Raw genomic sequence first — 25,797 nt, 5'->3', positions numbered from 1 at the left:
CTGATTAAAGTAAGAGGGTAAGTATCTTACATCTTGACTAAGATATCCCATCACACGTTTATGGTTTTTCTTTCCTAAATATAGATCCAGTGCATGATTAGCATAGTACAATCAAATACAGTAAATAATAGGGATGTCCGTGCCATTCATGAGAGTATTATGCAAATGTTAAATACCAAACAAAATAAAGCTTAGTGTAACCATCTGCGGCACAAGGCTTGTTGGTGTTTTCATGCCGCTTTTGTTAGAATGAATGCATATGACACTACTTATGAACCATGGGAGGTGCGAAAGCGATGATACAAAGCAAATCGAAAGGTCGTCGTTTTCCTTTATTACCGCTTAGAGGTCTTCTTGTATATCCCAGCATGGTTCTGCATTTAGATGTAGGCCGCGAGAAGTCAGTCCGGGCACTGGAAAAAGCTATGGTTGAAGATAACCTGATTCTCCTCTGCTCCCAGTCGGAAGTGAATATAGAGGAACCGGGACAAGAAGATATTTTCCGGGTGGGTACAGTTGCGAATGTGCGGCAGATGCTGAAGCTTCCCAACGGCACGATCCGAGTGCTGGTGGAGGGCGTAGAGCGTGCCGAGATTATTCATTATACGGATAACGAGGAGTACTACGAGGTAATGGCGCGTGAGCTGCCGGAGCAGGAGGATGTCGATCAGGAGAGTGATGCTCTCATGCGTACCGTACTGAGCCAGTTCGAACACTACATCACCTTGTCGAAGAAGGTTACTCCCGAGACGCTGGCCGCTGTCTCCGATATTGAAGAGCCGGGCCGGCTGGCCGACGTGATCACCAGTCATTTGGCGCTGAAAATTAAGGAGAAGCAGGAGATTCTGGAGACCATTGACGTCAGCAAACGTCTGGAGAAGCTGCTCGATATCCTCAATAATGAGCGTGAAGTGCTGGAGCTGGAACGCAAGATCAGCCAGCGCGTGAAGAAGCAGATGGAGAAGACCCAGAAGGAGTATTACCTGCGCGAACAGATGAAAGCGATCCAGAAGGAGCTTGGCGAGAAGGAAGGCCGGGCAGGCGAAGCGGATGAGCTGCGCGCCCAGATGGAAGAGAAGAATCTGCCAGAGCGTGTGCAGGAGAAGATCGAGAAAGAAATCGACCGTCTGGAGAAAATGCCGGCAAGCTCGGCCGAAGGCAGCGTCATCCGCAACTATGTGGATTGGCTGCTGGGTCTGCCGTGGAGCGAAGCAACCGAAGATGATCTGGATATCAAGAAGGCGGAGCAGGTGCTGGATGCAGACCACTACGGTCTGGAGAAGCCGAAGGAACGCGTACTGGAATATCTGGCGGTACAGAAGCTGGTCAAGAGTCTGAAGGGGCCAATTCTGTGTCTGGTAGGTCCTCCGGGTGTCGGTAAAACCTCGCTCGCCCGCTCCATCGCCCGCTCGCTGAACCGTAAGTTCGTCCGCATCTCGCTGGGCGGCGTGCGGGATGAAGCGGAGATTCGTGGTCACCGCCGTACCTATGTCGGTGCTATGCCGGGGCGTATTATCCAGGGAATGAAGACTGCGGGCAGTATCAACCCGGTCTTCCTGCTGGATGAGATCGACAAGATGGCAGCGGACTTCCGCGGCGATCCGTCGGCGGCTCTGCTGGAGGTGCTTGACCCTGAACAGAACAATACGTTCAGCGATCATTTCGTAGAGCTGCCGTTCGATCTCTCGAATGTCATGTTCGTAACGACAGCGAATGCCGTGCATAATATTCCGCGTCCGTTACTGGACCGGATGGAGATGCTGTTCATTCCGGGATATACGGAGCTTGAGAAGCTGCAGATTGCCAGCCGCTATCTGCTGCCGAAGCAGCGCAAGAATCATGGGCTGGAAGAGGAACAGCTGTCCATTGAGGACGATACGCTGCTGAAGATTGTGCGCGAGTACACCCGGGAATCCGGGGTGCGGAACCTGGAGCAGCAGATTGCTGCCCTATGCCGCAAAGCCGCCAAGCAGATTGTCTCGGAAGAGAAGGAACGCGTAAGCATTCTTCCGGAAGAGATTAAGGATTATCTGGGCGCCTCGAAGTACCGCTATGGAATGGCGGAGCTGGAGGATCAGATCGGCACCGTGACCGGGCTGGCCTGGACCGAGGTTGGCGGCGACACGCTGCTGATCGAAGTAACGGTTGTACAGGGTACGGGCAAGCTGACGCTGACTGGACAGCTGGGTGATGTGATGAAGGAGTCGGCGCAGGCCGCCTTCAGCTATACCCGCTCTAAGGCGGAGGAGCTGGGACTGGCGCCGGATTTCCATGAGAAGAACGATATTCATATCCACATTCCCGAAGGTGCGATCCCCAAAGACGGTCCGTCTGCAGGGATTACGATTGCAACAGCCCTGATCTCCGCCCTGACGAAACGTTATGTCTCGAAGACTGTGGCGATGACCGGCGAGATTACGCTGCGCGGGCGTGTGCTGCCGATCGGGGGCCTCAAGGAGAAATCGCTGGCTGCCCACCGTGCAGGCTATAAGAAGATCCTCATTCCTAAGGACAACGAGCGTGACCTTAAGGATATTCCCGAGAGTGTCTTGAACGATGTGGAGTTTGTGCCGGTAGCCCATATGGATCAGGTGCTGAAGCATGCACTTGTGGATCATGAGGCCGTCAGCGGCAGAGACACAGATACGGATACAGAAATAAGTATTGAAGCGCCAAGTAGTGTGCATTAGAAAGGAAGTCCTATGAAAGTTAACAATGCCGAATTTGTGATCAGTGCCGTGGGCCCTGATCAGTACCCTGAGGATGCCTTGCCGGAGATTGCTCTGGCAGGGCGCTCCAATGTAGGGAAGTCCTCTCTGATTAACCGCATGATTAACCGCAAGAATCTCGCCCGCACCAGTTCTACACCGGGTAAGACGCAGCATATGAACTATTATCGTATTAATGAAAGTATGTATTTCGTTGACTTTCCGGGTTACGGCTACGCCAAGGTCTCCAAGACGCAGCGCGCCTCCTGGGGCAAAATGGTTGAGAAATACATGTCCGAGCGTGAAACGCTGAAGATGGTCCTGCTCGTTGTAGACCTTCGTCATCCGCCAACCGGCAATGACAAGATGATGTTCGACTGGCTGAAGCATTATGATCTGCCGCTCTGTGTAGTGGCAACCAAGGCGGATAAGATTCCGAAGACCCGCTGGCCGAAGCATATCAAAGTGATGAAGCAGGAGCTCGGTGTGCTGCCGGGTGATAACTTCATTGCCTATTCTTCAGAGATTGGACTTGGCAAAGACGAACTATGGGAACTTATCGATAGACATACTCTTCCTACCGAAGAAGAACCTCCGGCAGAACCGGACGATCAGGATTCCGGGGATGAACCACAGCACGAAGACTCTTCTGAGACTTAAGGGTTTGTCATAGAATTGAGGGATGGTTATGGCTCAGCGTCTGGCTATGGAATATGTGAATGCAACAATGCAAATGACCGAATTTCAGCTGAACCAGTTTCTGCTTACCGCCGATACCAGCTATATCAGCCACCGTGTGAAGATCCTTGGCGCGGGTGAACAGGAGATTGTGCTGGAGGAAGCCGGAGGCGAGGAGGTACATCTGTCTTTTGAACGCAAAGGCGGCATCTATATTGGTTCCTTGTCCTGCAGGGTAGTGAATCCTCATCTGATCAATGCGGTCCGTAAGCTCTTCTTCATGTATAAGGGCACGGGAACCGTGAACCGGATTTATAAGGAATTAACCATGATGTATTACTATGAGGGCGGCTCGGTGCGCCGGATCTCGGAAGTGAGACCCGGCGGCACCAAGCTGATCTATCAGCATAAATATTCATTAGTAGAGATGATGTCTATTTACAAGCTGCAGACGGTAGAGCATGAGATAGAACAGGAGCGCCGGAAGATTAATAGCCTGCTGGATCTCCGCAATACTTGTCAGCATGAAGCGGACATCCGTGAAGTAGACGAACAGCTTAAGATGGTAACTTATCGGCTGTTTCAATTAGAAGCATAACGAAATTTATTTTAAAATTTAGCAATCATTTCCTAGCGAAATGGTTGTATTTTTTTACGTATACTATACATATCCTCTCGAAAAGGACCGATAAACTACATATGATAGATATCCATAGCCACATTCTACCCTTCATGGATGACGGAGCCGCTGATATTGAAGCCGCTCTCGCCATGGCGCAAGACGCCCATAACGATGGTATTACCACTGTAGTTGCTACGCCGCATCATGCGAACGGAGTCTATATGAATCCGGCTCCGGATATTGAAGCAGCAGTGCGGCTGCTGAACGTGAAGCTCCAGGAGGCTGGCAATCCGCTTCAGGTACTGCCCGGACAGGAGATTCGTATCTACGGCGATCTGCTGGATGATCTCGAGAAGGGACAACTGCTGACGCTTGCCGGTTCCAGATACATTCTGCTGGAGATGCCCTCTTCGCGGGTGCCGCGTAATATGGAGGAGACCTGCCATGAGCTGATCATCCAAGGTTATGTACCGGTGATCGCCCATCCGGAGCGTAATGCCGAGGTTGCCGAGAATCCGTCCAAGCTGGAGCGGTTAACCGGATTAGGAGCACTGGGACAGCTGACGGCACAGAGTCTTGCCGGGACCTTCGGGAGTAAGCTGCAGAAGCTGTCACTAGACTTGTGCCGGCGGGGGACTATACATGTGATTGCATCAGATGCGCATGATTCTAGTAATCGTCCGTTTGGCTTAAGCGAGGCTTACGAAGTCGTGAAGAAACATTTGGGAAATGAGACATTCGACTTTTTTCTACACAATGCGCGTAGAATTGTTGCTAATGAGGAGATCATTCGAGTTAATCCTGTTCAATCCAACAGCAAACTTCATAGATTGTTCGGATTTTTTTCTCGTAAGGGATGACCTTCCTAGTTTTTAATGGTAGAATGGGTATTACTGGATTAAAGCTATAATATTTATAAAAATACATACAATGAGGTGGATGAAAAGTGACTTTGAAGAAAAAATTGGCAGTATCTACACTAGCAGTAAGCATGGCGGCGGCATCCGTTGCCGGATTGCCCCTAAGCAGTATTCTTGGACAATCTGGAATCGTGGGTACAGCTTCTGCAGCGAGTGCAAACTATGAAACTTTGAAAGCCCGTGCCAATCTGTTGTACGGCAAATTAAGTGATGCATCCAAGCAGACACTCCGTGAGTTCCGCGCAGAGCTCCAGTCGGTATCCCGTACCGAACTTGAAACTGCCCTTGCACCGATTCTGGATCATGTTACTCTCTCTTCTACAGAGAAGACAACATTGTTTGATTTCTACTTAGAGGTAGTAGGTTCTTACTACAATCCTGATGTAACAGCGATTACAGATATTCTGGAATCACCGAATTATCCTGCTTATCAGGCGCTGGTGAAGAATATTGGTGAACAGGCCGGTATTACAGATCTGACTGTCGGCAAAGTATATAATTTCATTTCTGTAGTTGAGCAGAAGGAGATTGCAGCCTTCAAAGGAGCAAACCTGGCAGATCTGTATGCAGCAGCCAAAAATCCAAGCAGCGCATTGGCAGTTCAAGCGAAGAATATTGCGCTCAATACTAATGTAGTAGCAGGAACAGATTACACACTGAAGGCCGCGCTTCTGGAACTTGGCGTTGATGCTAACCTCGTATCCACACTGAAGACTAATCTGGAAGCTATTCCATCTGTTACAAAAGCTAAAGACGCAGCCGTAATCCTTGCTGCCGCTTACTATGACGTTTATCTTAAGTCTGGTGCAGTTGTTGATCCTGGTACTGGTTCTGGCGGCGGTGGCGGTGGCGGCAGCTCGACAGTAACAACTCCAGTTACCAATCCAACAGCTACACCTGGAATTTACGATGTATCCAAGCTGGTAACTATTGTTGGAGACAAGGCGACACTTAAGCTGGTTGATGCTGACGTACTGAAGGCATTTGATGCACTCGTTGCTTCAAGCACAGTTAAGACAGGCCTTACACTTACCTTGAACCTGGGTACAGTGAATGCTGCAACAGTGGAAGTTCCATTGTCCAAAGCAATCATCGAAGCTGCCAAGGCTAAAGGTATTGCTAATATCGCAATTACCTTCAACGGCTTGACCGTAACGATTCCAGTGGGCCAATTCAGTGAAGCTATTACACTTACAGCATCGACAATTGCTGATTCTACTGTAACTTCGATTTCCAGCCTGAAGCTGGCATCCAGCGTGTATGAATTTGATCTGACTGTAGGCGGCGTTGCAACAACAACCTTCCAGCAGCCAATCATCATTAAGCTGCCACTGAAGAATGCAACTGGCCTTGACAAAGAATTGCTCTCCGTTACGAAGGTTGTATATAGTGCTCTGCAATTCCAGGGTGGTACCGTTGATGGGGATTACATCATTGAACCACGCGATACTTTCTCTTCCTACGCAGTAGTGGAGAACAAAGTAAGCTTCAAAGACATTGCAAGTGTACAAGCTTGGGCTGGAAGACAAATTGCCGTTGTAGCTGCCAAGGGCGCTATTGAAGGTGTGGGTAACGGCAACTTTGCTCCGAAGAGCAATGTGACCCGTGCTGAATTCGCCAAGATGCTGATTCGTGCATTGAACCTGGAGAACAACTCCGCTAAGCAGAGCTTCAGTGATGTAAGCACTACTTCCTGGTATGCTCCATACGTAGCTGTTGCTGCTGAGAAGGGGATCATCACCGGACGCAGCGCTGCACAATTTGATCCTAATGCAACTATTACCCGTGCAGAAATGGCGACTATGATCTCCCGTGCGATCAAGTCGGTTAACCCTGCTGCAAATACAAGTGCAAGTGCACTTAGCAAATTCTCCGATGCTGCTAAGATTAGTGCATCGCTGAGAGACGGAGTGGCCTTCGCTGCCAGCAATAACCTGGTTATCGGCAACGCAGGTAAGTTCAACCCTAACAACACTGCTACCCGTGCAGAAGCAGCAGTTATTATCTACCGTACAATTAACTTCAAGTAAGTAAATAGTAAGTGTGGAGAGCCTCCTCTCGTCTATTAGAGAGGGGGCGCTTTTTTAAGTGGAACGAAACATTACAGAAACAGCTTGGAGGGAAATTCACTTGTCAGCACAAGAATTGGATCTGCGCGATTATTTCCAGATTGTCAGGAAGAGACTGTGGATGATTGTCAGCATTGTTATCGTGGCATGTGTTCTTGCCGGGGTCTACAGCTTATACATCAAGAATCCGGTGTATGAGGCTTCAACGAAGATTATTGTTAATCAGACACCTACTCAATCTACAGTAGGACAGCTGGATCTTAACCAGATTAATACGAATATTCAGCTGATTAACACGTACAAGGAAATTATTAAGACACCGGCAATCCTCGATGTTGTGGCCAAAGACTATCCGCAATTCGCCATTACTGCAGAGGAGATGCTGAAGAAAGTTAATGTGAGTTCCGTAAATAATACGCAGGTGATGACACTTGTCGTTCGAGATAATTCATATCAGAGAGCCGCAGAAATCGTGAATGCCATATCACTTGTGTTCAAGCAGGAGATTCCTTCCCTGTTCAATGTGCAGAATGTGTCCATCCTCAATGAAGCTAAGCTTAATCCCCCGGTTGCTCCAGGACCGGTAGAACCCAATGTGCTGATGAACCTCGCGATTGCATTTATCGTAGCCTTAATGATTGGTCTCGGAATTGCCTTCTTACTGGAGTATCTGGATGATACGCTTAAGACCGAAGATGACATTAAGAAATACCTTGGACTGCCAACGATCGCCATGATTACACGGCTTGGACAAGAAGAAACGAAGACTACAGAACAGCAAGTACAGACGCAGACCAGAAAGGCGGGGGATCTCGAACATGTCACAGCAGCCAAGTAAACAACGCCATCTGATTACCGTGACGAACCCGCGCTCGCCTGTATCTGAAGCTTTTCGGGCACTGCGCACGAATATTGATTTCTCTTCGGTAGATGAACGGATACAGATCATTATGGTCACTTCCTCCGGACCGGAGGAAGGGAAGTCTACAGTGACAGCTAACCTTGCCGCTGCGTATGCTCAAGCGGATAAGAAGGTGCTGCTCATCGATGGTGACTTACGTAAGCCGACCGCACACAAGACCTTTTCTCTTAGTAACCGTTATGGCTTATCTTCATTACTATCCCAGCAGGCGGATTTGTCTGAAGTCATTCAAGAATCCGGTGTAAATAACCTTTCGCTGATGACATCTGGTCCGATTCCGCCAAATCCGGCAGAGATGATGGCGTCCAACCGCATGAGTGCGATTCTGCAGGAGCTACGCCAGCTTTTCGATGTTATTCTGATTGATACACCGCCACTATTGGCAGTTACAGACGCACAGATTGTGGCTTCCAAGAGCGATGGTGTCATTATGGTCGTGAGTTATGGCAAGGTTAAGCGAGATATTGCAGCTAAGGCAAAAGCGGGTCTGGATCGGGTAGGGGCAAGAATGCTGGGCGTAGTACTGAACAATGTGAAACGTAAAGCCAGCGAAGGTTATTATTATTACTATTATGGCAATTAAGTTTCCTATTGAAGAAAATTGTTATTTTTGGAGGCACTAAAAATGACAGCGAAAACTAGAGTCTTAATGTTATTTATGATTGATATTGCGATAATTTGGTTCAGTGTAGTTACTTCCTACATGTTTCGTTTCTTCGATGGCATTCCTCATGAGTATGTTGTCCAAATGCTGCAGTTTGGATCGATTTCGACGGTTGCTATCGGGGGGACTTTAATTTATTTTGGGCTGTATCGCCGGATGTGGCAATATGCCAGTATCGGAGAAATAGTATCCATTCTTAAAGCTATTGTCTTTGGGGCCATCATTGCTTATGGTATTTCTTTAATAATTCTACCGGCACGGGTACCTTTTGGAGTTGAAGTCCGGGTTATGGAGACAACTCTGGTTCTTGTTGGCGGTATTCGTTTTCTCTGGAGATTTCTTCGGAAGGAACGAATGAATGATAAGGATACAGAGACACATGCTTTAATTGTCGGAGCCGGGGATTGTGGAATGCTAATCGCCAAGGAAATGATGGGACCTTCGTTTGCTCATACGAAGTTAGTAGGCTTTATTGATGACAGCCCGAATAAACATCATATGTCTATCCTGGGCCTGCCTGTCCTAGGGAACAGATATGATCTGCCTCGTCTGGTGAAAGAGAAGAATATTCATGAGATTATTATTGCGATGCCTTCAGTCTCCAGAACTGAAATATCGGAGATAATCAATCTAGCTAAGACAACCGGCGCTAAGCTGAAGATTATCCCTGCCTTGAATGATCTGATCGCTGGCAAGATTTCTGTTAAGAAGCTCCGTGATGTTAGTGTGGAAGATTTACTAGGTCGTGAGCCGATTGTAGCTGATATGAACAGTATTCTGGGTTATGTTCATAATAAGACTGTGTTAGTTACTGGAGCAGGTGGTTCAATCGGTTCAGAGCTATGCCGTCAGATTTCTCCCTTTGCACCTGATAAGCTGTTAATCCTTGGTCATGGAGAGAATAGCATCTATACCATAGAGATGGAACTGCGTAAGAACTTCCCTTACCTGAACATCGTAACGATTATTGCCGATGTACAGGATCGTGCAAGACTGATGGACGTATTCCAGAGTTATAAACCGCATGTTGTCTTTCATGCAGCAGCGCACAAACACGTTCCGCTAATGGAGCGTAATCCATCGGAAGCAATAAAGAACAATGTGTTCGGTACCCGGAATGTGGCGGATTGTGCTGATAAGTATGGAACAGAACGCTTTGTAATGATATCTTCGGATAAGGCGGTTAACCCAACCAGTGTTATGGGAGCAACGAAACGAATTGCTGAGATGTACGTGCAGAGTTTAAATACATCAAGTCATACGAAGTTCTCGGCAGTTCGATTCGGTAACGTGCTCGGTAGTCGTGGTAGTGTAATTCCAGCCTTCAAGAAGCAGATCGCAGCCGGAGGCCCAGTCACCGTCACACATCCCGAGATGGTCCGCTATTTCATGACAATACCTGAGGCAGTTCAACTGGTGATTCAATCAGGTTCTTTTGCCAAGGGTGGCGAAGTGTTTGTGCTGGATATGGGTGAACCGGTGAAGATTCTGAATTTAGCAGAGGATTTGATTACTTTATCCGGTTATGAGCCGTATACAGATATTGATATTACCTTCTCAGGTATTCGTGAAGGTGAGAAACTGTACGAAGAGCTGCTCACTGACGAAGAGAATCTTGGCTCGACTCAGCATGATCGTATATTCATTGGCAGACCTAACGTTATAAGTCAGAATCAATTGGAACTGGAATTCAAACGATTGGAACGAGTTCTTACTGAAGAGCCAAGTGCAATTCGCGAGGTGATTAATCAGATTGTTCCGATGCAGCCTGTTGCCCAAGCCGCCATTAGTTAACTAACATTAACGGAGGATAACGATGTTCAAAAAGAGATGGAAGAAAGTGCTAGTGTGGTCTCTGTCCGTAGTTTTAGTAATAGTGATTGGTGGATTGTTTGCTGCAAACTATGCGGTTGATAAATTAATGACCTCAATGGCTGGGGGATTGGATTTAGAACAGGATAACACTTCCGATAGCGAGAGTGTAGTTATTGAACCAACTGTGGGACCTACTGCTGAACCGACAAATACAGCTACTATTGGGAAGAGTGATATTGAAAAGATTGTTCCCTCAGCATCATCAGTTACAAATGAGGAGAATAAGCCAATAAGTTCTCCTAATACTTCAGGGGAGAGTGTGAAAGCGGCTACTCCCGCTACAACTACTCAACCTGCAAGTACTCCATCTTCTGAGAAGGTGACAGAAACTGAAGGATACACTGCGCAGGTCTCAACTGATAAAGCTAAGCAGATTCAAGAAAATGTTACTGTGAAAGAAAAGGCAGATGTCGCCTCTATTGTAATGGGTCAATTAAGTGTATCGGATATCAAACGATTGCAGGAGTTGGCCTCAGGAGGCTTAACCATTGAAGAAAAACGTGAAGCGCGCAGTATTATTCTTAATAATGTGTCGGAGGATCAATATAATGAACTTTCGTCAATTGCTAAGAAGTACGGAGTGAGTCAAGGAAAGACACAAGATCAGATAATAGCCGAAGAAAAGGCACTTGAAGAGGGAAGTGAACAGCCATGAACAAAATTAAAATGCCTGCAGCAGTCTTACTGTTGCTTTTATTAATAGGGGCTGCTCCATTAACAGCATCAGCGCCTCTATCCGCATCAGCTGCATCAGTAGCGGCAGTAACAACTCCATCTGTAAATACCGACTTAATTAAAGTTCGAAATATGGATGTTAAGATGACATTTGATGGTATAAGTATGCTTCCACCGTCTGGACAATTAGTATTTATCCATAAGAATACAACCTATGTCCCCGTAAGATTCATGTCTTATGCACTTCAAAAGAGTGTAACATGGGATGCTAAAAATCTTAAGGTCTCAGTAAACGAACCAACCAGTACGGAGCTAGTCGTAATTAAAGAGTATTTAATGAATGCAGCGAATATCCAAAGAACTTTGGATGCATCCAAGAGTGTTACTTTATCTGCGGTGAAGGCTAGCTATGTTTTTAATGGAGCTGTCAAAATAATTCCTAACAGCCAGTCCAGTTATATATTAAATGGAACTCTATATGTGCCACTTCGATTTCTTTCAGAGTCGGCAGGGAATTTGATTGAGTGGGATCAAAAGGCAAAAGTCATTACGGCTACCTCTAAGTCTTACCAAGAACAAAGTAAACAAGGTAATGCGGGAACAGTTCCTTCAGCTACTTCCACGCCATCACAGACGGATACTTCAAAAGAAAAACCTGAGAAAATTTCTTATGAATCTATTACTAGTTCAACAGAAGCTAAACTTAATTCCCTGAAATCGCAAAGTGAGTCAACGTTATTCAGTACCGCTGTGGAATATCTTGCTGCTCAGGACGAGGCCAGTAAGCAGAGCATTGTTGCAAAAGGGAAACAGCAACTGGCATCCTTTACAGCAAGTTTTAATAGTATCGTTGCAGATGCCGAAGTACAACTCAAAGCAAATGGATACAGTACAGATATAATTGCTCAATATAGAAGTGCTTTTGAGTCAGAGCTTAAGACTGGCTTACAAGTAGTTGCTGGTATGGCGGACTAGTCTCCGCCTCTTATTTCTTAATAGAAGAGGTTGAGGGTGAAATGAAGCCATATTTAATTGTTAAAAGATTATTTGATTTTTTCTTTGCATGTATATTGATTGTTATTACATCTCCCATTATGTTTGCAGCAACAATAGCAATTAAATTCGGATCTAGAGGTCCAATTCTATTCCGTCAGAATAGACCTGGAAAACATGGTCGGATTTTTACAGTCCTTAAGTTCCGAACTATGTCATTAGAAAGAGATTTACGAGGAGATTTATTGCCTGACATAGAGAGAATAACAAGAGTAGGATCTTTTTTAAGAAAAAGCAGTATTGATGAGTTACCTCAACTTATAAATGTGTTAAAGGGTGAAATGAGTTTTATTGGCCCACGTCCGCTATTAGTCCAATATCTTAAAGTTTACACTCCTGAACAGGCTCGAAGACATGAAGTTACTCCTGGTATTTCCGGATGGGCTCAAGTAAATGGTAGGAATACTATTAGCTGGGAGAAAAAGTTTGAATATGATGTTTGGTACGTAGATAGTATATGTTTACGTATGGATCTGAAGATAATTTTCAAAACAATTAAAAATGTTCTGATTAGAGATGGTATAAACAATTCACAAAATGCTACTATGCCTGTTTTTAATGGTAATCAAATGGAAAGTAAATGAATCTATAAATAGAAGGTGCTATATTGTCAAGACTATTGATATTTGGTGCTGGTGGTCATGGGAAAGTAGTGGCAGATACAGCAATCGCTACTGGAAAATGGAGCGATATAGCATTTTTAGATAATAATATTAACCTGATTAATGTACAAGGCTTCCGGGTTTTAGGTGATTTTGAAAGCTATAAAAGTCATCTTAAAGAATATTCAGCTGTGTTCGTTGCTATAGGTAATAATAAATTGCGGATGTGCTGGTTAGAGAGGTTGGAAGAAGAAGGCTGTAGTGTAGCGACAATTATTCATCCATATAGTGTTATTAGTAGTTTCAGTAGCTTAGGCAAAGGTAGTGTAGCTCTAGCTGGTGTAATAGTAAATGCTAATTCATCTATTGGTAAAGGAAGCATACTTAATACATCCAGCACAATTGATCATGATTGTGTATTAGGAGATGGAATTCATATTTCTCCAGGAGTTAATATTAGTGGTTCTGTGACAGTAAAGGATTACACTTGGCTTGGCGTAGGTTCGAAGGTTATCAATAATATTTCCATTGGTACGAATGTCATAGTCGCTGCAGGTGCAGTAATAATAAAGGATATACCAGATAATGTAATGGTTGCGGGGGTTCCATCAAAAATAAAAAAATACTTTGGAGATGAACAATAATGCAAGAACGGATTTATTTATCCCCTCCTCATATGAGTGGGAATGAAATGAAATATATACAAGAAGCATTTGATACGAATTGGATAGCGCCATTAGGAACAAATGTAGACAAGTTCGAAGAGGAAATTTGTGAGTATGTTGGAGTAGATCATGCATTAGCGTTATCTTCAGGTACAGCTGGGATACATTTGGCTTTGAAGTACTACGGCGTTGGTCCAGGAGACTATGTGTTTTGTTCTGATTTAACTTTTGCTGGTAGCTGTAACCCCATCTTATATCAGTATGCGAATCCAGTATTTATTGACTCTGAACCAGAAACATGGAATATGTCTCCGGTTGCTCTTGAAAAAGCATTTGAGTGGGCTTTAAGGGAAGATAAAATGCCAAAAGCTATTATTATCGTAGATCTTTATGGACAAAGTGCCGATTACGATCAACTTCTCCCTATTTGCAAAAAATACGGTGTTCCAGTAATTGAGGATGCTGCAGAAGCGTTAGGTGCATCCTATAAAGGGAAAAAGTGTGGCACATTTGGTGATATTAGTATTTTTTCATTTAATGGAAACAAGATCATTACTACCTCTGGTGGAGGAATGGTTGTCTCAAATGACGAGGCTGCAGTTAAGAAGATGCGTTTTTGGGCTACACAATCTCGGGAGCCAGTAAATCACTATGAGCATAAGGAAATTGGATATAATTATCGCATGTCTAATATTAGTGCAGGAATAGGTAGGGGGCAATTAGAAGTTCTAGAAAAACGTATAGAATCAAAAAAAAGGATAAGAGATTTTTATGAAGAAAAGCTCAAAGGCCTACCAATTGTATTCCTACCAATTACAAAAGATGGTTCGTCAAATTATTGGCTTACAGTTGTAACTATTAAAAAAGAGAGCCGGATTAGGCCCAATGATATAATCGGATTTTTTGAAGAAAATAATATCGAATCAAGACCTGTTTGGAAACCAATGAGTCTTCAACCGATTTTCAAAAAATATAAATGCTTTAAAGAATTTGAAACTGATTTAGGAAATGAAGTTTTTGAAGATGGTATTTGTTTACCTTCTGGAAGTAATTTAAGTGAAGCTCAAATAAGTTTGGTTATTGAACTTCTTTTTAAGTTGTTTAAGAGTAATTAAAAATTAATTAATTTCAGGTTTTTTTTAATTTTTACTTTATATACTTTAAAAGGGGCATGCATTGTGACAAAAGATATACTTTTAGTTGCACATTTTTTCGGCGATTTAGGCAATAGTGGGAATAATCGTTTTAGTTATATTGCAAATATGTTATCAGAATCGCAGCATAATATTGAAGTAGTAACTTCAGATTTTTCCCATAACAGAAAAAAGAAAAAAGAAATTTTGAAAGAAAGCTTGAATTACAAAATAAAGTACATTGAGGAACCACGTTACTTAAAAAATGTATCATTAAATAGATTCAAAAGTCATTTTTTGATGGGAAGAAGACTGAGAAAGTATTTACAATCGCGTAAAAAGCCGGATTTGATATATTGTGCTGTTCCCTCACTAGATGTGGCTATGGTTGTAGCAAAGTACGCTAAAAAGCATGAGATCCATTTCGTGCTTGATATTCAAGATTTATGGCCCGAAGCATTTGAAATGATTTTTAATGTACCTATATTAAAAAAAATGTTTTTTACACCGATGAAAATAAGAGCAAACTTTATTTATAAAGCTGCTGATGAAATTATCGCAGTATCAAATACTTATGCGGAAAGGGCTTTGGAAGTAAACCGAAAATCCAATAGCGCTTATTGTGTGTATCTAGGTACTGAATTAAAATCATTTGATATGCTAGCTGAAAAAAATAGAATAATTAATAAACCGGAGAATGAGTTTTGGCTTGTATATGTTGGTACTTTGGGACATAGTTATGATTTAACTTGCGTAATCGATGCGTTATCTATACTTAAACAACAGGGTATTGGTAATATTAAATTTATAGTTTTAGGAGATGGTCCGCTTAAACATAGGTTTGAAGCGTATGCAAAAGAAAAGAGGATTTCAGCTGATTTCTTAGGAAGACTTAGTTATGGCGCTATGATTGGTATATTGATCGAATGTGATATTGCTGTCAATCCTATTAGTCCTAGAGCGGCTCAGAGTATAATTAATAAACATGGGGATTATGCTGCTGCTGGACTACCCGTATTAAATACTCAAGAGTCTTTGGAATATAAGAATTTAGTCGATGAGTATAAAATGGGGATTAATTGTAATAACAATGATCCAGTTGATTTAGCCGCCAAACTAAAAGAGTTATATGAAAATGATGAATCAAGGAAGGCAATGGGATTAAATAGCCGGAGGTTAGCTGAAGAAAAATTTGATAGAGCACAAACTTATCCATTGATTCTTGAAGTAATTAATGGGAAATTAGGATTGATTTCTAAGTGAGTACTGGGATTATAGCTTGATATTATTTGGGAATAAAGGATTAGGGGTTGATTAGTTTGGAGAAAAATGGTGATATGGCTATTCTAGTTGTTTCATGTGATGCTTATGCAGATGTGGCTGAATATTTTTTCCCACTTTATTATAAATATTGGTCTGATTCTCCTTTCCCTGTTTACTTTGTTAATAATACACTCAGTAAAGATTACGGACAGACAGTAACTGTTATCAATGCAGGTAATGAAAAAGATTGGTCAGGAAGAGTGAAATTAGCATTAGGTCAAATTAAAGAAAAATATATTTTATTTATGTTAGAAGACTACTATATTGGAAAACACGTAAATTCAAAAAAAATTTCCGAAGCGTTAAATATTATGGATTCCGAAAAAATTGTATATTATAGAATAACAAATCAGCCTAAAGGTAAATCTGAATACAAAAAATATAAATACTTATCACCCATAGCAGATAATCAAGCATATGGAGTTAACTTACAGGCCGCAATCTGGGAAAAGGAGTTTTTCGAGAAATCTTTAGGAGATATTGATTGTTCAGCTTGGGCAGTGGAGATTAATCATTTGAAAAAGGTAAAAGATAAATTCTCTGGAAATATTAAAGGTTGCGTAATTGATACAAGAGAAATCATTGACATTCACAATGGAGTAATTAAAGGTAAGTGGGTTCCGAAAACTTTAAAATACTTTGAGAAAAATGGGTTTTCTATTGATAAAGGAGCAAGAGGCGTGCTCTCCTTAAAGAATCAATTAAGCATTAATGCACGTGCTTCTTTGAGCCCCATTTTCTCAAATGAGTCCAGAAGATTCTTAAAGAAAAATTTATCAAAGCTAGGATTTTCATTCACGTCAGATAAGTAATAAAAAATATTGATTTACTTTGACTTTAATTACGTGATTAATAGATTTGCCAAAACCATTTTTACAGTAAACTTAACCATTTAAATATGGTCTTAATCTTTTTGGTGTGAATTTTGTTTTAAGAGATTATCAAATAATATAATTGTAAAGAAAGAGGAACTTGATATGTTTAAAGATAAAACCTTATTAATTACTGGCGGTACAGGAAGCTTTGGAAATGAAGTGCTTCAACGCTTTCTAAACACTGATATAAAAGAAATAAGAATTTTTTCAAGAGATGAAAAAAAACAAGATGATATGCGCAGACACTATCAAAATGATAAAATTAAATACTACATAGGAGATGTAAGAGATTTACAAAGTTTAAAAAGTGCATTATCAGGCGTTGATTATGTTTTTCAAGCTGCGGCACTAAAACAGGTGCCAAGTTGCGAGTTTTTTCCGATGGAAGCTGTTAAAACTAATATTGTTGGTACTGAAAATGTCCTAACTGCATGTATTGAATCAGGAGTGAAAAAAGTTATTTGTCTATCAACTGATAAAGCAGCTTATCCAGTAAATGCGATGGGAATTTCTAAGGCGCTGATGGAAAAAGTATTCGTAGCTAAATCAAGAACAGTATCGCCAGATAAAACCCTTATCTGCGGTACTAGATATGGAAATGTTTTATACTCTAGAGGATCGGTTCTTCCTTTATTTGTAGAACAAATAAAAAGCGGCAAACCACTAACTGTTACTGAATCTATGATGACTCGTTTCATTATGAGTCTTGAAGAAGCAATGGAATTAGTAATGTTTGCATTTGAAAATGCAGAAACAGGAGATATATTAATACAGAAAGCTCCTTCTTGTTATATTGGTGATTTGGCACAAGCTATTAAAGAATTATTTCAAGTAGACAATGAAATAAAAATAATTGGAACTCGTCATGGTGAGAAAATGTATGAAGTGTTGATGACTAGAGAAGAAGCTGCTAAGGCAAGTGATATGGGAGATTATTATCGTATTCCTGCTGATAACAGAGATTTAAATTATGAGAAATACTTAGAAAATGGTTCATCTGAAATTACTGTAGCAGAAGAGTATACTTCAAGTAATACAAAGATACTTACAGTTGAAGAGATAAAAAATAGACTCCTAGAAATTGATGAAATAAAAATAGAATTAGCAGCATGGGAGGGGAGATAGTTGAAAATACTAATTACTGGTTCTAATGGTTTTATAGGGAAAAATCTTGTTGCTGAATTAAAAAAAGAATATCAGAATCAGATATTTGAATGTACACGTGAAAATTTTGATGAAAAAATTGATTCTTACTGCAAAGAGTGTGACATAATCTTTCATTTAGCTGGTATTCAAAGACCGCAAAATAATGATGAATTTATGAAGGGAAATTATGAAACGACTGTTTTAATACTTGAAAAATTGAAAAAATATAATAATAAAAGCCCAATTATACTTGCGTCATCTACTCAAGCTGAATTAGATAATATTTATGGTATTAGTAAGAGGGCAAGTGAAAATGCATTAATCCAGTATAATCAAGAAACTAGTGTAGCAGTATATATTTATCGACTGACTAATATATTTGGTAAATGGGGGAGGCCTAATTTTAATAGTGCGGTTACTACTTTTTGTTATAACGTTGCACATAAGTTACCTTTAACAATTAACGATCCTTCAACTGAGTTGCGTCTTATATATATAGATGATGTTATAAATGAATTTTTAAGAGCTATGAATGGAGAAGCTAGCTCTTTAGATGGATTTTGTTATATAGAACCTGTATACAGAAAAAGTTTGGGGCGAATCGTGAATTTATTAGGCGATTTCAAGAAAAACCGAGATATAGAGCAAAAACAATTATTTGAAGATGAATTTTCACGAAAACTATATAAAACATATTTGAGTTATTTACCATAAAGTATATTTAATAAAATAAGAAAAATTAATTTCTTAAAAGAAAAATCTGTTCTGTATCAGAATTCTGGTGATTAAGAATTTTGGAGGCAAGTAGTTCTAAATGAAGACTTGCTTTAGTTTGGAGTTGTGATGAAGAATGAGATGTTACTTTTTTAAGTAACTGTAAAAAACAACTTTATTTTCAAATTGGAGATATTTATGATAGGGATAATAATTCTTAATTATATAAATTGGGATGATACTATTAGATGTATTGAAAGTATTTTTGTAAACGAAAAAAAGGCTTTCTACCATATTTATGTGGTGGATAATGCTTCACCTAATAGGATGAATAAAGAAGTAGAGAAGCTTTTCTTAGGGGATAATAGAATTACTTTTATTCAAAGAGAAACAAATGATGGATATTCAGCAGGTAATAATAGTGGAGTAAAGATGGCTCTTTCAGATGGATGTAAAGAAATATTAATAGTAAATAATGATGTTTTAATTAAAGAAGATAGTATTTATAATTTACAAGGATACTTGAAACTTAATAACGAGGTCGGTATTGTAGGCCCGAAAATTTTTTTAACTGATGGTCAACTACAAATGATTAACATGGGTATAAAAACGGGACTAAAAGAAAAATATATGTATTTACTTAGAAAGACTATATTTTCACCTTTTGTAAAGGAATTCATAAAGAAATTTTGTGCTATGGATCAAGATTTAACCAAACCATTTGAAGTTCATTCTGTATCTGGATGTTGTTTTATGATGAGTGAAAAATGTGCTCATGATATTACTCCTTTTGATGAAAAAACTTTTTTATACCAAGAAGAGTTGATTATCGGAATTAAGATGGAGGAAAAAGGTTATAAAACCATTTATTATCCATGTAGTGAAGTCATACATGCTCATGGTCAGAGTACTAAACATATTAAGGCTTTTTCATATATTTGTTTGGTTGAGAGCGAAATATACTACTTTAGAAAATATCTAAAAACGTCAAAAGTTGCATTATTCCCACTATATATTATCAGAACAGCCAAGTACATTTTTATGTCTCTATTACATCAGAACTTCAGAACCAATATTAATTTGTATTTTAAAAGTACACTAAAAAAAATGTTTCAAAATTATACAATTTAAAAAAGACTGCTTTTAGGAGAGGAAATACGTGCAATATTTTATAGCGGGAATATTGGCAGTTTTAGGCTTGAAAGTAAAAAAATCAAAAATTTTATTTGTTGTACTTTTTTCTTTTATGTGGATGCTTTTTGGATGGAATACGTGGAATGCTGACTATTATGGATATCAACAAACATATTACTCCATAGGTTCATATAATATTTTTTATGAGTATTTTGAACAATTTGAAATCGGATATCGTTATTTTAGCAGATTTTTGTTCTCACTCGGTGTGGATTATGATACCTTTCTTATTGTATATTCATTAATTGGATTGTTACTTATCGGAAGTACAATTATAAAATTCACAAGTAAACCAGGGTACGTTTTAGCCTTGTATTTTATTTATCCTTTTTTAATGGATATTGTACAAATACGAAATTTTATGGCGATGGCCCTTATCATATACGGGGTGCGTTATTTGTTCTCATCTAAAAAAGTAGACTTGATTAAATATGTTTTTTTTGTCTTTTTAGCGGCCTCGTTTCAAAGTGCAGGTTTATTCTACTTGATTCTATTATTTGCTAAAATGAAGAGTGTTAAGAAGCTTGTGAATTGGGTTACTCTGATTACAGCTTTTTTAGTGTTTATGCTCTTCTTAATGAAGAGTGGATATTCTGTACCATTCTTAGGAAGTGTAAGTTATTTTTCTACAAAGACTAGTATCATAACTCGTATAGGGTATTTTTTCTATTTTATTATAGGTTTTCAATTGGTGCGGTTTTCATACGAAAAAATTAAAGATAACATTCATGAAAAAGAATTGAATAATTTAAGTACCCAAAAGGATCATACAATTATCAAAATGGCTGATGTTATCTATAAGGTGAATATAATAATACTTAGTGTATACCCTTTATTGTTTTTTTCGGTTGACTTTATAAGACTTTATAGAAATATTCTTCCTATCAGTTATATATTGTTTTCTATTGCGGTGAGTCAAAGTAGAAATAAAAAGATGACCATTTTTAAAATAGTAACTATAGTATTTGTGTTTTTTTCAGAGTGGCTTTTTGCTTATTATATGAGTGGTAGTGATGTATTTTACCCTATATTTGAACAAAATCGTATAATGAATTTTCTCAACTGATGGAAATTCATAGGTATTCTAATAATATACCCAAAAAATGTTTGTAAATTGGAGATCTATTAAATTGAAAATGAATAAGAAATTTTCCACAGTAATTACTAATGTTTTCTATGCGTTTTCAGCACAAGGCATTTCTTTTTTGCTAAGTGTAATCTTATCGCTAATTGTGCCAAAGGTATTAGGAGTTGAGGAGTTTAGCTATTGGCAATTATCAATTTTTTATATGACTTATCTAGGATTCTTTCATTTTGGCCTGAACGATGGTATTTATCTACGACTGGGTGGAGCGGAATATGGAAGATTAGACTATAAATCTTTAGGTTCTCAATTCTGGATAGCATTTATTTTCCATTGTGTAATAGGGTGTTCCTTTATTATCTATAGTTTATTATTTATTGATGATTGGAAGCGTCAGTTTGTATTTATAACTACCGGTATTTATTTACCACTCATTAATGCAATTGGTTTTATTGGTTACATTTTTCAGTCTGTAAATAAAACTAAATTATTTTCTTTATCAGTAATAATAGATAAACTGTGGTTTATTATTGTAGTAATTATACTTCTAATTTGTAAAAATGATAATTTTATATGGTTTGTTATTTTGGATATTGTCGGAAAGTTGGCTTCGATAACCTTCTTAATATGGAATGGAAGGATAATTATCATTTCTAAACCATACTTTTCAAAAAAAATATTCAAAGAGATTTATAATAATGTATCTGTTGGAATTAATTTGATGTTTTCGAATGTCGCCGGTTTATTTATTTTAGGTAGCGGTAGATTTGTAGTAGATAAAAACTGGGGTATTGAGGTATTTGGTGTTTTTTCGCTGGCAGTAACTCTTGCAACGTTTTTGCTTTCTTTTATTGCTCAAATAAGTATGGTTCTATTTCCTGCTCTTCGACAAAGTAATGAAGAACAGCAAAAAAGAATTTTTGGAGTGTCACGCGAAATATTAGGATTGATTTTGCCGGGGTTTCTTCTAGTATATATGCCGTTGTACTATATTTTAAACTTATGGCTACCACAATATAAAGAAAGTTTAGTATATTTGATTTTTTTACTTCCATTATGTGTGTATGAAGGAAAAATGAATTTGCTATGCACTACATATTTTAAAGTTTTACGTTTAGAAAAAAAATTACTTAAAATTAATCTTATATCCTTATCATTAAGCATTTTACTTGCTGTATTAGGTGGCTATTTAATTAATAATATATACGTAGTTGTACTGTCTTCAGTGGTAGCAATAGCATTTAGAAGTATTGTCTCGGAATTCCACTTAATGAAGTTGATAGGCGGAAAGGCGCTGAGTGGGGTTGTAGAGGAATCATTATTAGTTCTTATTTTTGTGGGTGCTACTTGGTTTACAGGGCCATTTAAAGGATTTATAATCTATTCATTTTGCTATGGAGTGTATTTAATATGCTCTAAAAATAAAATAAAAACTACTTTGTACTTTTTGAAAAAATATATTAGCTAATGGATTTTAATATAATTCCTTATATCTTGGAAACTCATAGCCGTAAGTTGTATAGATTATATAAAGCAAAGGAATGTGTTATTATGAAAGGCATCATCCTAGCCGGCGGATCTGGAACCCGCCTCTACCCATTAACAATGGTAACCAGTAAACAGCTTCTACCCGTTTACGATAAGCCCATGATCTACTATCCGTTATCTACTCTTATGCTTGCCGGAATTAATGAGATTCTTATCATCTCTACACCTGAGGATACTCCGAGATTCCAAAGTCTTTTCGGCGACGGGTCTCAGTTCGGCATCTCCCTGCAATACATAGTTCAACCAAGTCCTGACGGTTTAGCTCAGGCTTTTATTTTGGGGGAAGCATTTATTGGGGATGACTCTGTGGCTATGATTCTTGGAGATAATATTTACTACGGGAATGGGATCCGCAAAATGCTTCAGCGTGCTTCGGACAAAGCACAAGGTGCGACTGTGTTCGGTTATCACGTACAAGATCCGGAGCGTTTCGGTGTGGTTGAATTTAATGATGAAGGCAAAGTGTTAAGCGTGGAAGAGAAGCCTGCACAGCCTAAGTCCAATTATGCGATCACGGGTCTCTACTTCTATGATAATCGTGTTGTGGAGATTGCTAAGAATGTACAGCCTTCCTCCAGAGGCGAACTTGAGATTACTTCCATTAATGAAGCCTATCTTAGAATGGACGAGCTGGATGTTGAACTCCTGGGACGAGGCTTCACTTGGCTCGATACCGGAACTCATCAGAGTCTGGTGGATGCTACGAATTTTGTCCGGACGATTGAAGACCATCAAGGGATTAAGATTGCCGCTCTTGAAGAGATTGCATATATTAATGGGTGGATTACAAAAGAACACCTGTTAAGCTGCGGGCAGAAGCTAAGCAAGACGGGCTACGGCCAATATCTGATCAAGGTAGCTACCGGGAAGATTCAATATTAAGCAGTAAAGGTGTGGAGGATATGAAGTTAACGGAAACGGCGCTCCCTGGCGTATTTGTCGTGGAACCTGCGGTGTTCGGCGATCACCGGGGATGGTTTATGGAGACGTTCAGTGATGCGAAATTTAGAGAGCAGGGCATTGATATAGCTTTTGTACAGGATAATCAGTCGTATTCAGCTACTAAAGGGACCTTACGGGGATTACATTATCAGCTGAATCCTAAAGCTCAGACGAAGCTTGTCCGCTGCACACGTGGAGTCATATTCGATGTGGCAGTGGATGTCAGACAAGGCAGTCCTACGTACAGCAAGTGGTTTGGAATTGAACTGAGTGCCGAGAACAAGAAGCAGCTGCTGATTCCTAAAGGGTTCGCTCATGGGTTCATGACACTGACTGAGGATGTTGAAGTTCAGTATAAATGTGATGAATTGTATGCTCCGGAATGTGATGGCGGCATTCTGTGGAATGATCCTGCCATTGGAATAGAGTGGCCGTTACATGTTACTCCAGTACTATCCGGCAAAGACGAACAGGCTCCTGTGTTGAAAGATGCTATTCTGAACTTTACCTATAATAACTGAAGCAGAGTAGATACTAAATCGAATAATTCTGAGGTGTAATTCATGAGTCGGAAGAAATTGCTGATTACCGGAGGTGCCGGTTTCATTGGCGGGAACTTTGTGCAGTACATTGTGGATAAATACTCCGATTATGATGTCTATAATCTGGATCTGTTAACCTATGCCGGTGATTTAACCAAGCACAAGCAGATTGAAGATAGAGATAACTATCATTTCATCCAGGCGGATATTGCTGACCGTGATGCGATTATGTCACTTTTTGAACAAGAGCGCTTCGACTCTGTAGTACATTTCGCAGCAGAGAGTCATGTGGACCGCTCGATTACAGATCCGGCTATATTTGTCCGCACGAATGTAATGGGAACTCAGGTACTGCTGGATGCTTCACGGACCATTGGGGTAGCGAAATTTGTTCATGTGTCCACGGATGAAGTGTACGGCGAACTGGATTTCGATCCTACGGTATTCTTCACAGAGGAGACACCGCTGCAACCTAACAGTCCTTATAGTGCCAGCAAGGCATCGTCTGATTTGTTGGTTCGCGCGTACTATGAAACCTTTGGCCTGCCAATGAACATTACCCGCTGCTCTAACAATTACGGCCCTTACCACTTCCCTGAGAAGCTGATTCCGCTTACGATCTCGAAGGTCTTGAATGAACAGAAGGTTCCTGTCTATGGGGATGGTGCCAACATCCGGGATTGGCTGCATGTCTGGGATCATTGTGCTGCTATTGACCTTGTATTGCATGAAGGTGTAAGTGGGGAAGTCTACAATGTAGGCGGACATAATGAACGTACGAATCTCGAAGTGGTGAAGACTATTATTCATACCTTAGGGAAGTCTGAGGAATTGATTGAATTCGTTGCAGACCGGCTGGGTCATGATAAACGTTATGCTATTGATCCGACCAAGCTGGAAAGACTGGGTTGGAAGCCCACCTATACCTTTGAGACGGGAATTGCTCAGACGATTCAGTGGTATACGGAGAATGCTGAGTGGTGGGAGCAAATACTTAGCGGCGAGTACCGGAAGTAGCTTATGAGCAGAAAATTAACCAGTAAAAAGATGGGCAAGCGTAGAAAGAGAATCCTCTTTCTGTACTTGCCTGTTCTGTTAATGGTCCTGTTATTCCTGTATGCAGGGCGGTTCCTACCTCTATCTGAATCTCCAAAGAAGACTGATGTCATTATCGTACTTAGCGGCGGTGGAGGCCGGGTTGAGCAAGCGGTGGAGCTTTTCAAGGAGGGCGTCGCACCGTATATGCTATTATCGGCAGTTTCAGAAAATGCAGGCCCCTCCGGCGACATGCACCAAACCGCCCTAGCCCTTGGCATCCCTGAAGAGGCCATCCTCACCGAAGACGCTGCTCAAAGCACCTATCAGAACGCCCAGTTCACGCTTCCTATTATGGAGCAGCACGGCTTCAAGTCTGCCATTGTTGTGTCCTCGGACTTCCATATGCGGCGGGTGAAATTCATTTTCGATCATGTCTATAAGAAATCAGGGATTGAATTGACCTATACAGGCTCCGACTCCGGCTATAATGCGAAGACATGGTGGAGTGACAGGTATAGCCGGGAGACTACTTTTAACGAGTATATCAAGATGATTGGCAATGCCTTCGGCTATAATGGCCCGGAAGCGAAGAGTTCGCTTGAACAGATTAAACGCTGGTTCCGCCGGTAAAAGGAAATATGGACACCTTTGCGATGGATACAGATCAGGTTCTACCGGGATGATGCGGATCGGCTTTGGGTGAAGCGGGGATCGCAGCGGCGGCGGCTTTTAAGCAAACGGGATATCGAAACGACAGAGACCTTACGAGACCTATAGGGTCTCTATTTTTTTGGCTCTCTTTTAC

Annotated in this window: 24 protein-coding genes; all 24 read left to right on the top strand. The window is 40.6% G+C overall.

All coding sequences use genetic code 11. The features are described from left to right. Positions 1-296: 296 nt before the first annotated feature. Entirely contained in the window at positions 297-2,690 is a 2,394-nt protein-coding gene (gene lon / locus NSU01_RS28590; RefSeq protein ID WP_076248593.1) for an endopeptidase La, read from the top strand. A gap of 12 nt (positions 2,691-2,702) precedes the next feature. Continuing rightward, on the top strand, positions 2,703-3,368 hold the full coding sequence (yihA, locus tag NSU01_RS28585) for a ribosome biogenesis GTP-binding protein YihA/YsxC (protein ID WP_039296666.1): 666 nt from the start codon (positions 2,703-2,705) through the stop codon (positions 3,366-3,368). A gap of 28 nt (positions 3,369-3,396) precedes the next feature. Further along, the gene (locus NSU01_RS28580; protein ID WP_076248595.1) at positions 3,397-3,984 is read left to right on the top strand and encodes a non-ribosomal peptide synthetase module; all 588 of its coding nucleotides are present in this window, start codon (positions 3,397-3,399) and stop codon (positions 3,982-3,984) included. Positions 3,985-4,085: 101 nt separating this feature from the next. After that, complete coding sequence (locus tag NSU01_RS28575) at positions 4,086-4,868, top strand: CpsB/CapC family capsule biosynthesis tyrosine phosphatase (RefSeq protein WP_076248597.1); 783 nt, start codon at positions 4,086-4,088, stop codon at positions 4,866-4,868. An 86-nt stretch (positions 4,869-4,954) separates the two neighbouring features. Continuing rightward, positions 4,955-6,958 carry an S-layer homology domain-containing protein gene (locus NSU01_RS28570; protein WP_076248600.1) on the top strand — a complete coding sequence of 668 codons (2,004 nt, stop codon included), beginning with the start codon at positions 4,955-4,957 and terminating at the stop codon, positions 6,956-6,958. Between the two features lie 100 nt (positions 6,959-7,058). Continuing rightward, positions 7,059-7,835 (top strand): Wzz/FepE/Etk N-terminal domain-containing protein, encoded by a 777-nt coding sequence (locus NSU01_RS28565; RefSeq protein WP_076248602.1) that lies wholly within the window; start codon positions 7,059-7,061, stop codon positions 7,833-7,835. Further along, positions 7,816-8,502 carry a CpsD/CapB family tyrosine-protein kinase gene (locus NSU01_RS28560; RefSeq protein ID WP_076248605.1) on the top strand — a complete coding sequence of 229 codons (687 nt, stop codon included), beginning with the start codon at positions 7,816-7,818 and terminating at the stop codon, positions 8,500-8,502. The genes NSU01_RS28565 and NSU01_RS28560 overlap by 20 nt, the downstream gene beginning before the upstream one ends. 42 nt (positions 8,503-8,544) lie before the next feature. Continuing rightward, complete coding sequence (locus NSU01_RS28555; protein ID WP_076248607.1) at positions 8,545-10,377, top strand: nucleoside-diphosphate sugar epimerase/dehydratase; 1,833 nt, start codon at positions 8,545-8,547, stop codon at positions 10,375-10,377. A gap of 22 nt (positions 10,378-10,399) precedes the next feature. Next, positions 10,400-11,113 carry a hypothetical protein gene (locus NSU01_RS28550; RefSeq protein ID WP_076248610.1) on the top strand — a complete coding sequence of 238 codons (714 nt, stop codon included), beginning with the start codon at positions 10,400-10,402 and terminating at the stop codon, positions 11,111-11,113. Then, positions 11,110-12,108: a copper amine oxidase N-terminal domain-containing protein gene (locus NSU01_RS28545; protein ID WP_076248612.1), complete on the top strand. Its 999-nt coding sequence runs from the start codon at positions 11,110-11,112 to the stop codon at positions 12,106-12,108. Before NSU01_RS28550 ends, NSU01_RS28545 begins: the two co-directional genes overlap by 4 nt. 41 nt (positions 12,109-12,149) lie before the next feature. Beyond that, positions 12,150-12,770 (top strand): sugar transferase, encoded by a 621-nt coding sequence (locus NSU01_RS28540; protein WP_076248614.1) that lies wholly within the window; start codon positions 12,150-12,152, stop codon positions 12,768-12,770. A 23-nt stretch (positions 12,771-12,793) separates the two neighbouring features. Then, positions 12,794-13,432, top strand: coding sequence for an acetyltransferase (locus NSU01_RS28535; RefSeq protein WP_076248617.1), 639 nt, complete (start codon positions 12,794-12,796; stop codon positions 13,430-13,432). After that, positions 13,432-14,568, top strand: coding sequence for a DegT/DnrJ/EryC1/StrS family aminotransferase (locus NSU01_RS28530; protein ID WP_144026220.1), 1,137 nt, complete (start codon positions 13,432-13,434; stop codon positions 14,566-14,568). The genes NSU01_RS28535 and NSU01_RS28530 overlap by 1 nt, the downstream gene beginning before the upstream one ends. A gap of 63 nt (positions 14,569-14,631) precedes the next feature. Continuing rightward, positions 14,632-15,849, top strand: coding sequence for a glycosyltransferase family 4 protein (locus NSU01_RS28525; protein ID WP_076248621.1), 1,218 nt, complete (start codon positions 14,632-14,634; stop codon positions 15,847-15,849). Positions 15,850-15,905: 56 nt separating this feature from the next. After that, positions 15,906-16,721, top strand: a complete 816-nt coding sequence (locus tag NSU01_RS28520; RefSeq protein ID WP_076248623.1) for a hypothetical protein — start codon at positions 15,906-15,908, stop codon at positions 16,719-16,721. 141 nt (positions 16,722-16,862) lie between these two features. After that, positions 16,863-17,909 (top strand): polysaccharide biosynthesis protein, encoded by a 1,047-nt coding sequence (locus NSU01_RS28515; RefSeq protein ID WP_256704052.1) that lies wholly within the window; start codon positions 16,863-16,865, stop codon positions 17,907-17,909. Further along, positions 17,910-18,644 carry an NAD-dependent epimerase/dehydratase family protein gene (locus tag NSU01_RS28510; protein WP_076248627.1) on the top strand — a complete coding sequence of 245 codons (735 nt, stop codon included), beginning with the start codon at positions 17,910-17,912 and terminating at the stop codon, positions 18,642-18,644. It abuts the gene before it with no gap. A 198-nt stretch (positions 18,645-18,842) separates the two neighbouring features. Further along, positions 18,843-19,775, top strand: coding sequence for a glycosyltransferase family 2 protein (locus NSU01_RS28505; RefSeq protein ID WP_076248629.1), 933 nt, complete (start codon positions 18,843-18,845; stop codon positions 19,773-19,775). A 28-nt stretch (positions 19,776-19,803) separates the two neighbouring features. Next, positions 19,804-20,904, top strand: a complete 1,101-nt coding sequence (locus NSU01_RS28500) for an EpsG family protein (RefSeq protein ID WP_076248631.1) — start codon at positions 19,804-19,806, stop codon at positions 20,902-20,904. Between the two features lie 70 nt (positions 20,905-20,974). Then, positions 20,975-22,390, top strand: a complete 1,416-nt coding sequence (locus tag NSU01_RS28495) for an oligosaccharide flippase family protein (RefSeq protein WP_256704053.1) — start codon at positions 20,975-20,977, stop codon at positions 22,388-22,390. 83 nt (positions 22,391-22,473) lie between these two features. Then, positions 22,474-23,352, top strand: coding sequence for a glucose-1-phosphate thymidylyltransferase RfbA (gene rfbA, locus NSU01_RS28490; RefSeq protein ID WP_076248635.1), 879 nt, complete (start codon positions 22,474-22,476; stop codon positions 23,350-23,352). 20 nt (positions 23,353-23,372) lie between these two features. Further along, positions 23,373-23,933: a dTDP-4-dehydrorhamnose 3,5-epimerase gene (rfbC, locus tag NSU01_RS28485; protein ID WP_076248638.1), complete on the top strand. Its 561-nt coding sequence runs from the start codon at positions 23,373-23,375 to the stop codon at positions 23,931-23,933. A 42-nt stretch (positions 23,934-23,975) separates the two neighbouring features. After that, positions 23,976-24,971, top strand: a complete 996-nt coding sequence (gene rfbB / locus NSU01_RS28480) for a dTDP-glucose 4,6-dehydratase (protein ID WP_076248640.1) — start codon at positions 23,976-23,978, stop codon at positions 24,969-24,971. A gap of 3 nt (positions 24,972-24,974) precedes the next feature. Beyond that, positions 24,975-25,622 carry a YdcF family protein gene (locus NSU01_RS28475; protein ID WP_083705758.1) on the top strand — a complete coding sequence of 216 codons (648 nt, stop codon included), beginning with the start codon at positions 24,975-24,977 and terminating at the stop codon, positions 25,620-25,622. The last annotated feature ends 175 nt before the right edge of the window (positions 25,623-25,797 follow it).

Source organism: Paenibacillus sp. FSL H8-0259 (genome assembly GCF_037963255.1).
GTDB classification, from domain to species: Bacteria; Bacillota; Bacilli; order Paenibacillales; family Paenibacillaceae; genus Paenibacillus_AQ; species Paenibacillus_AQ phytohabitans.
The sequence above is the reverse complement of the archived record's forward strand: the minus strand, read 5'-3'. Positions and strand labels throughout refer to the sequence as shown.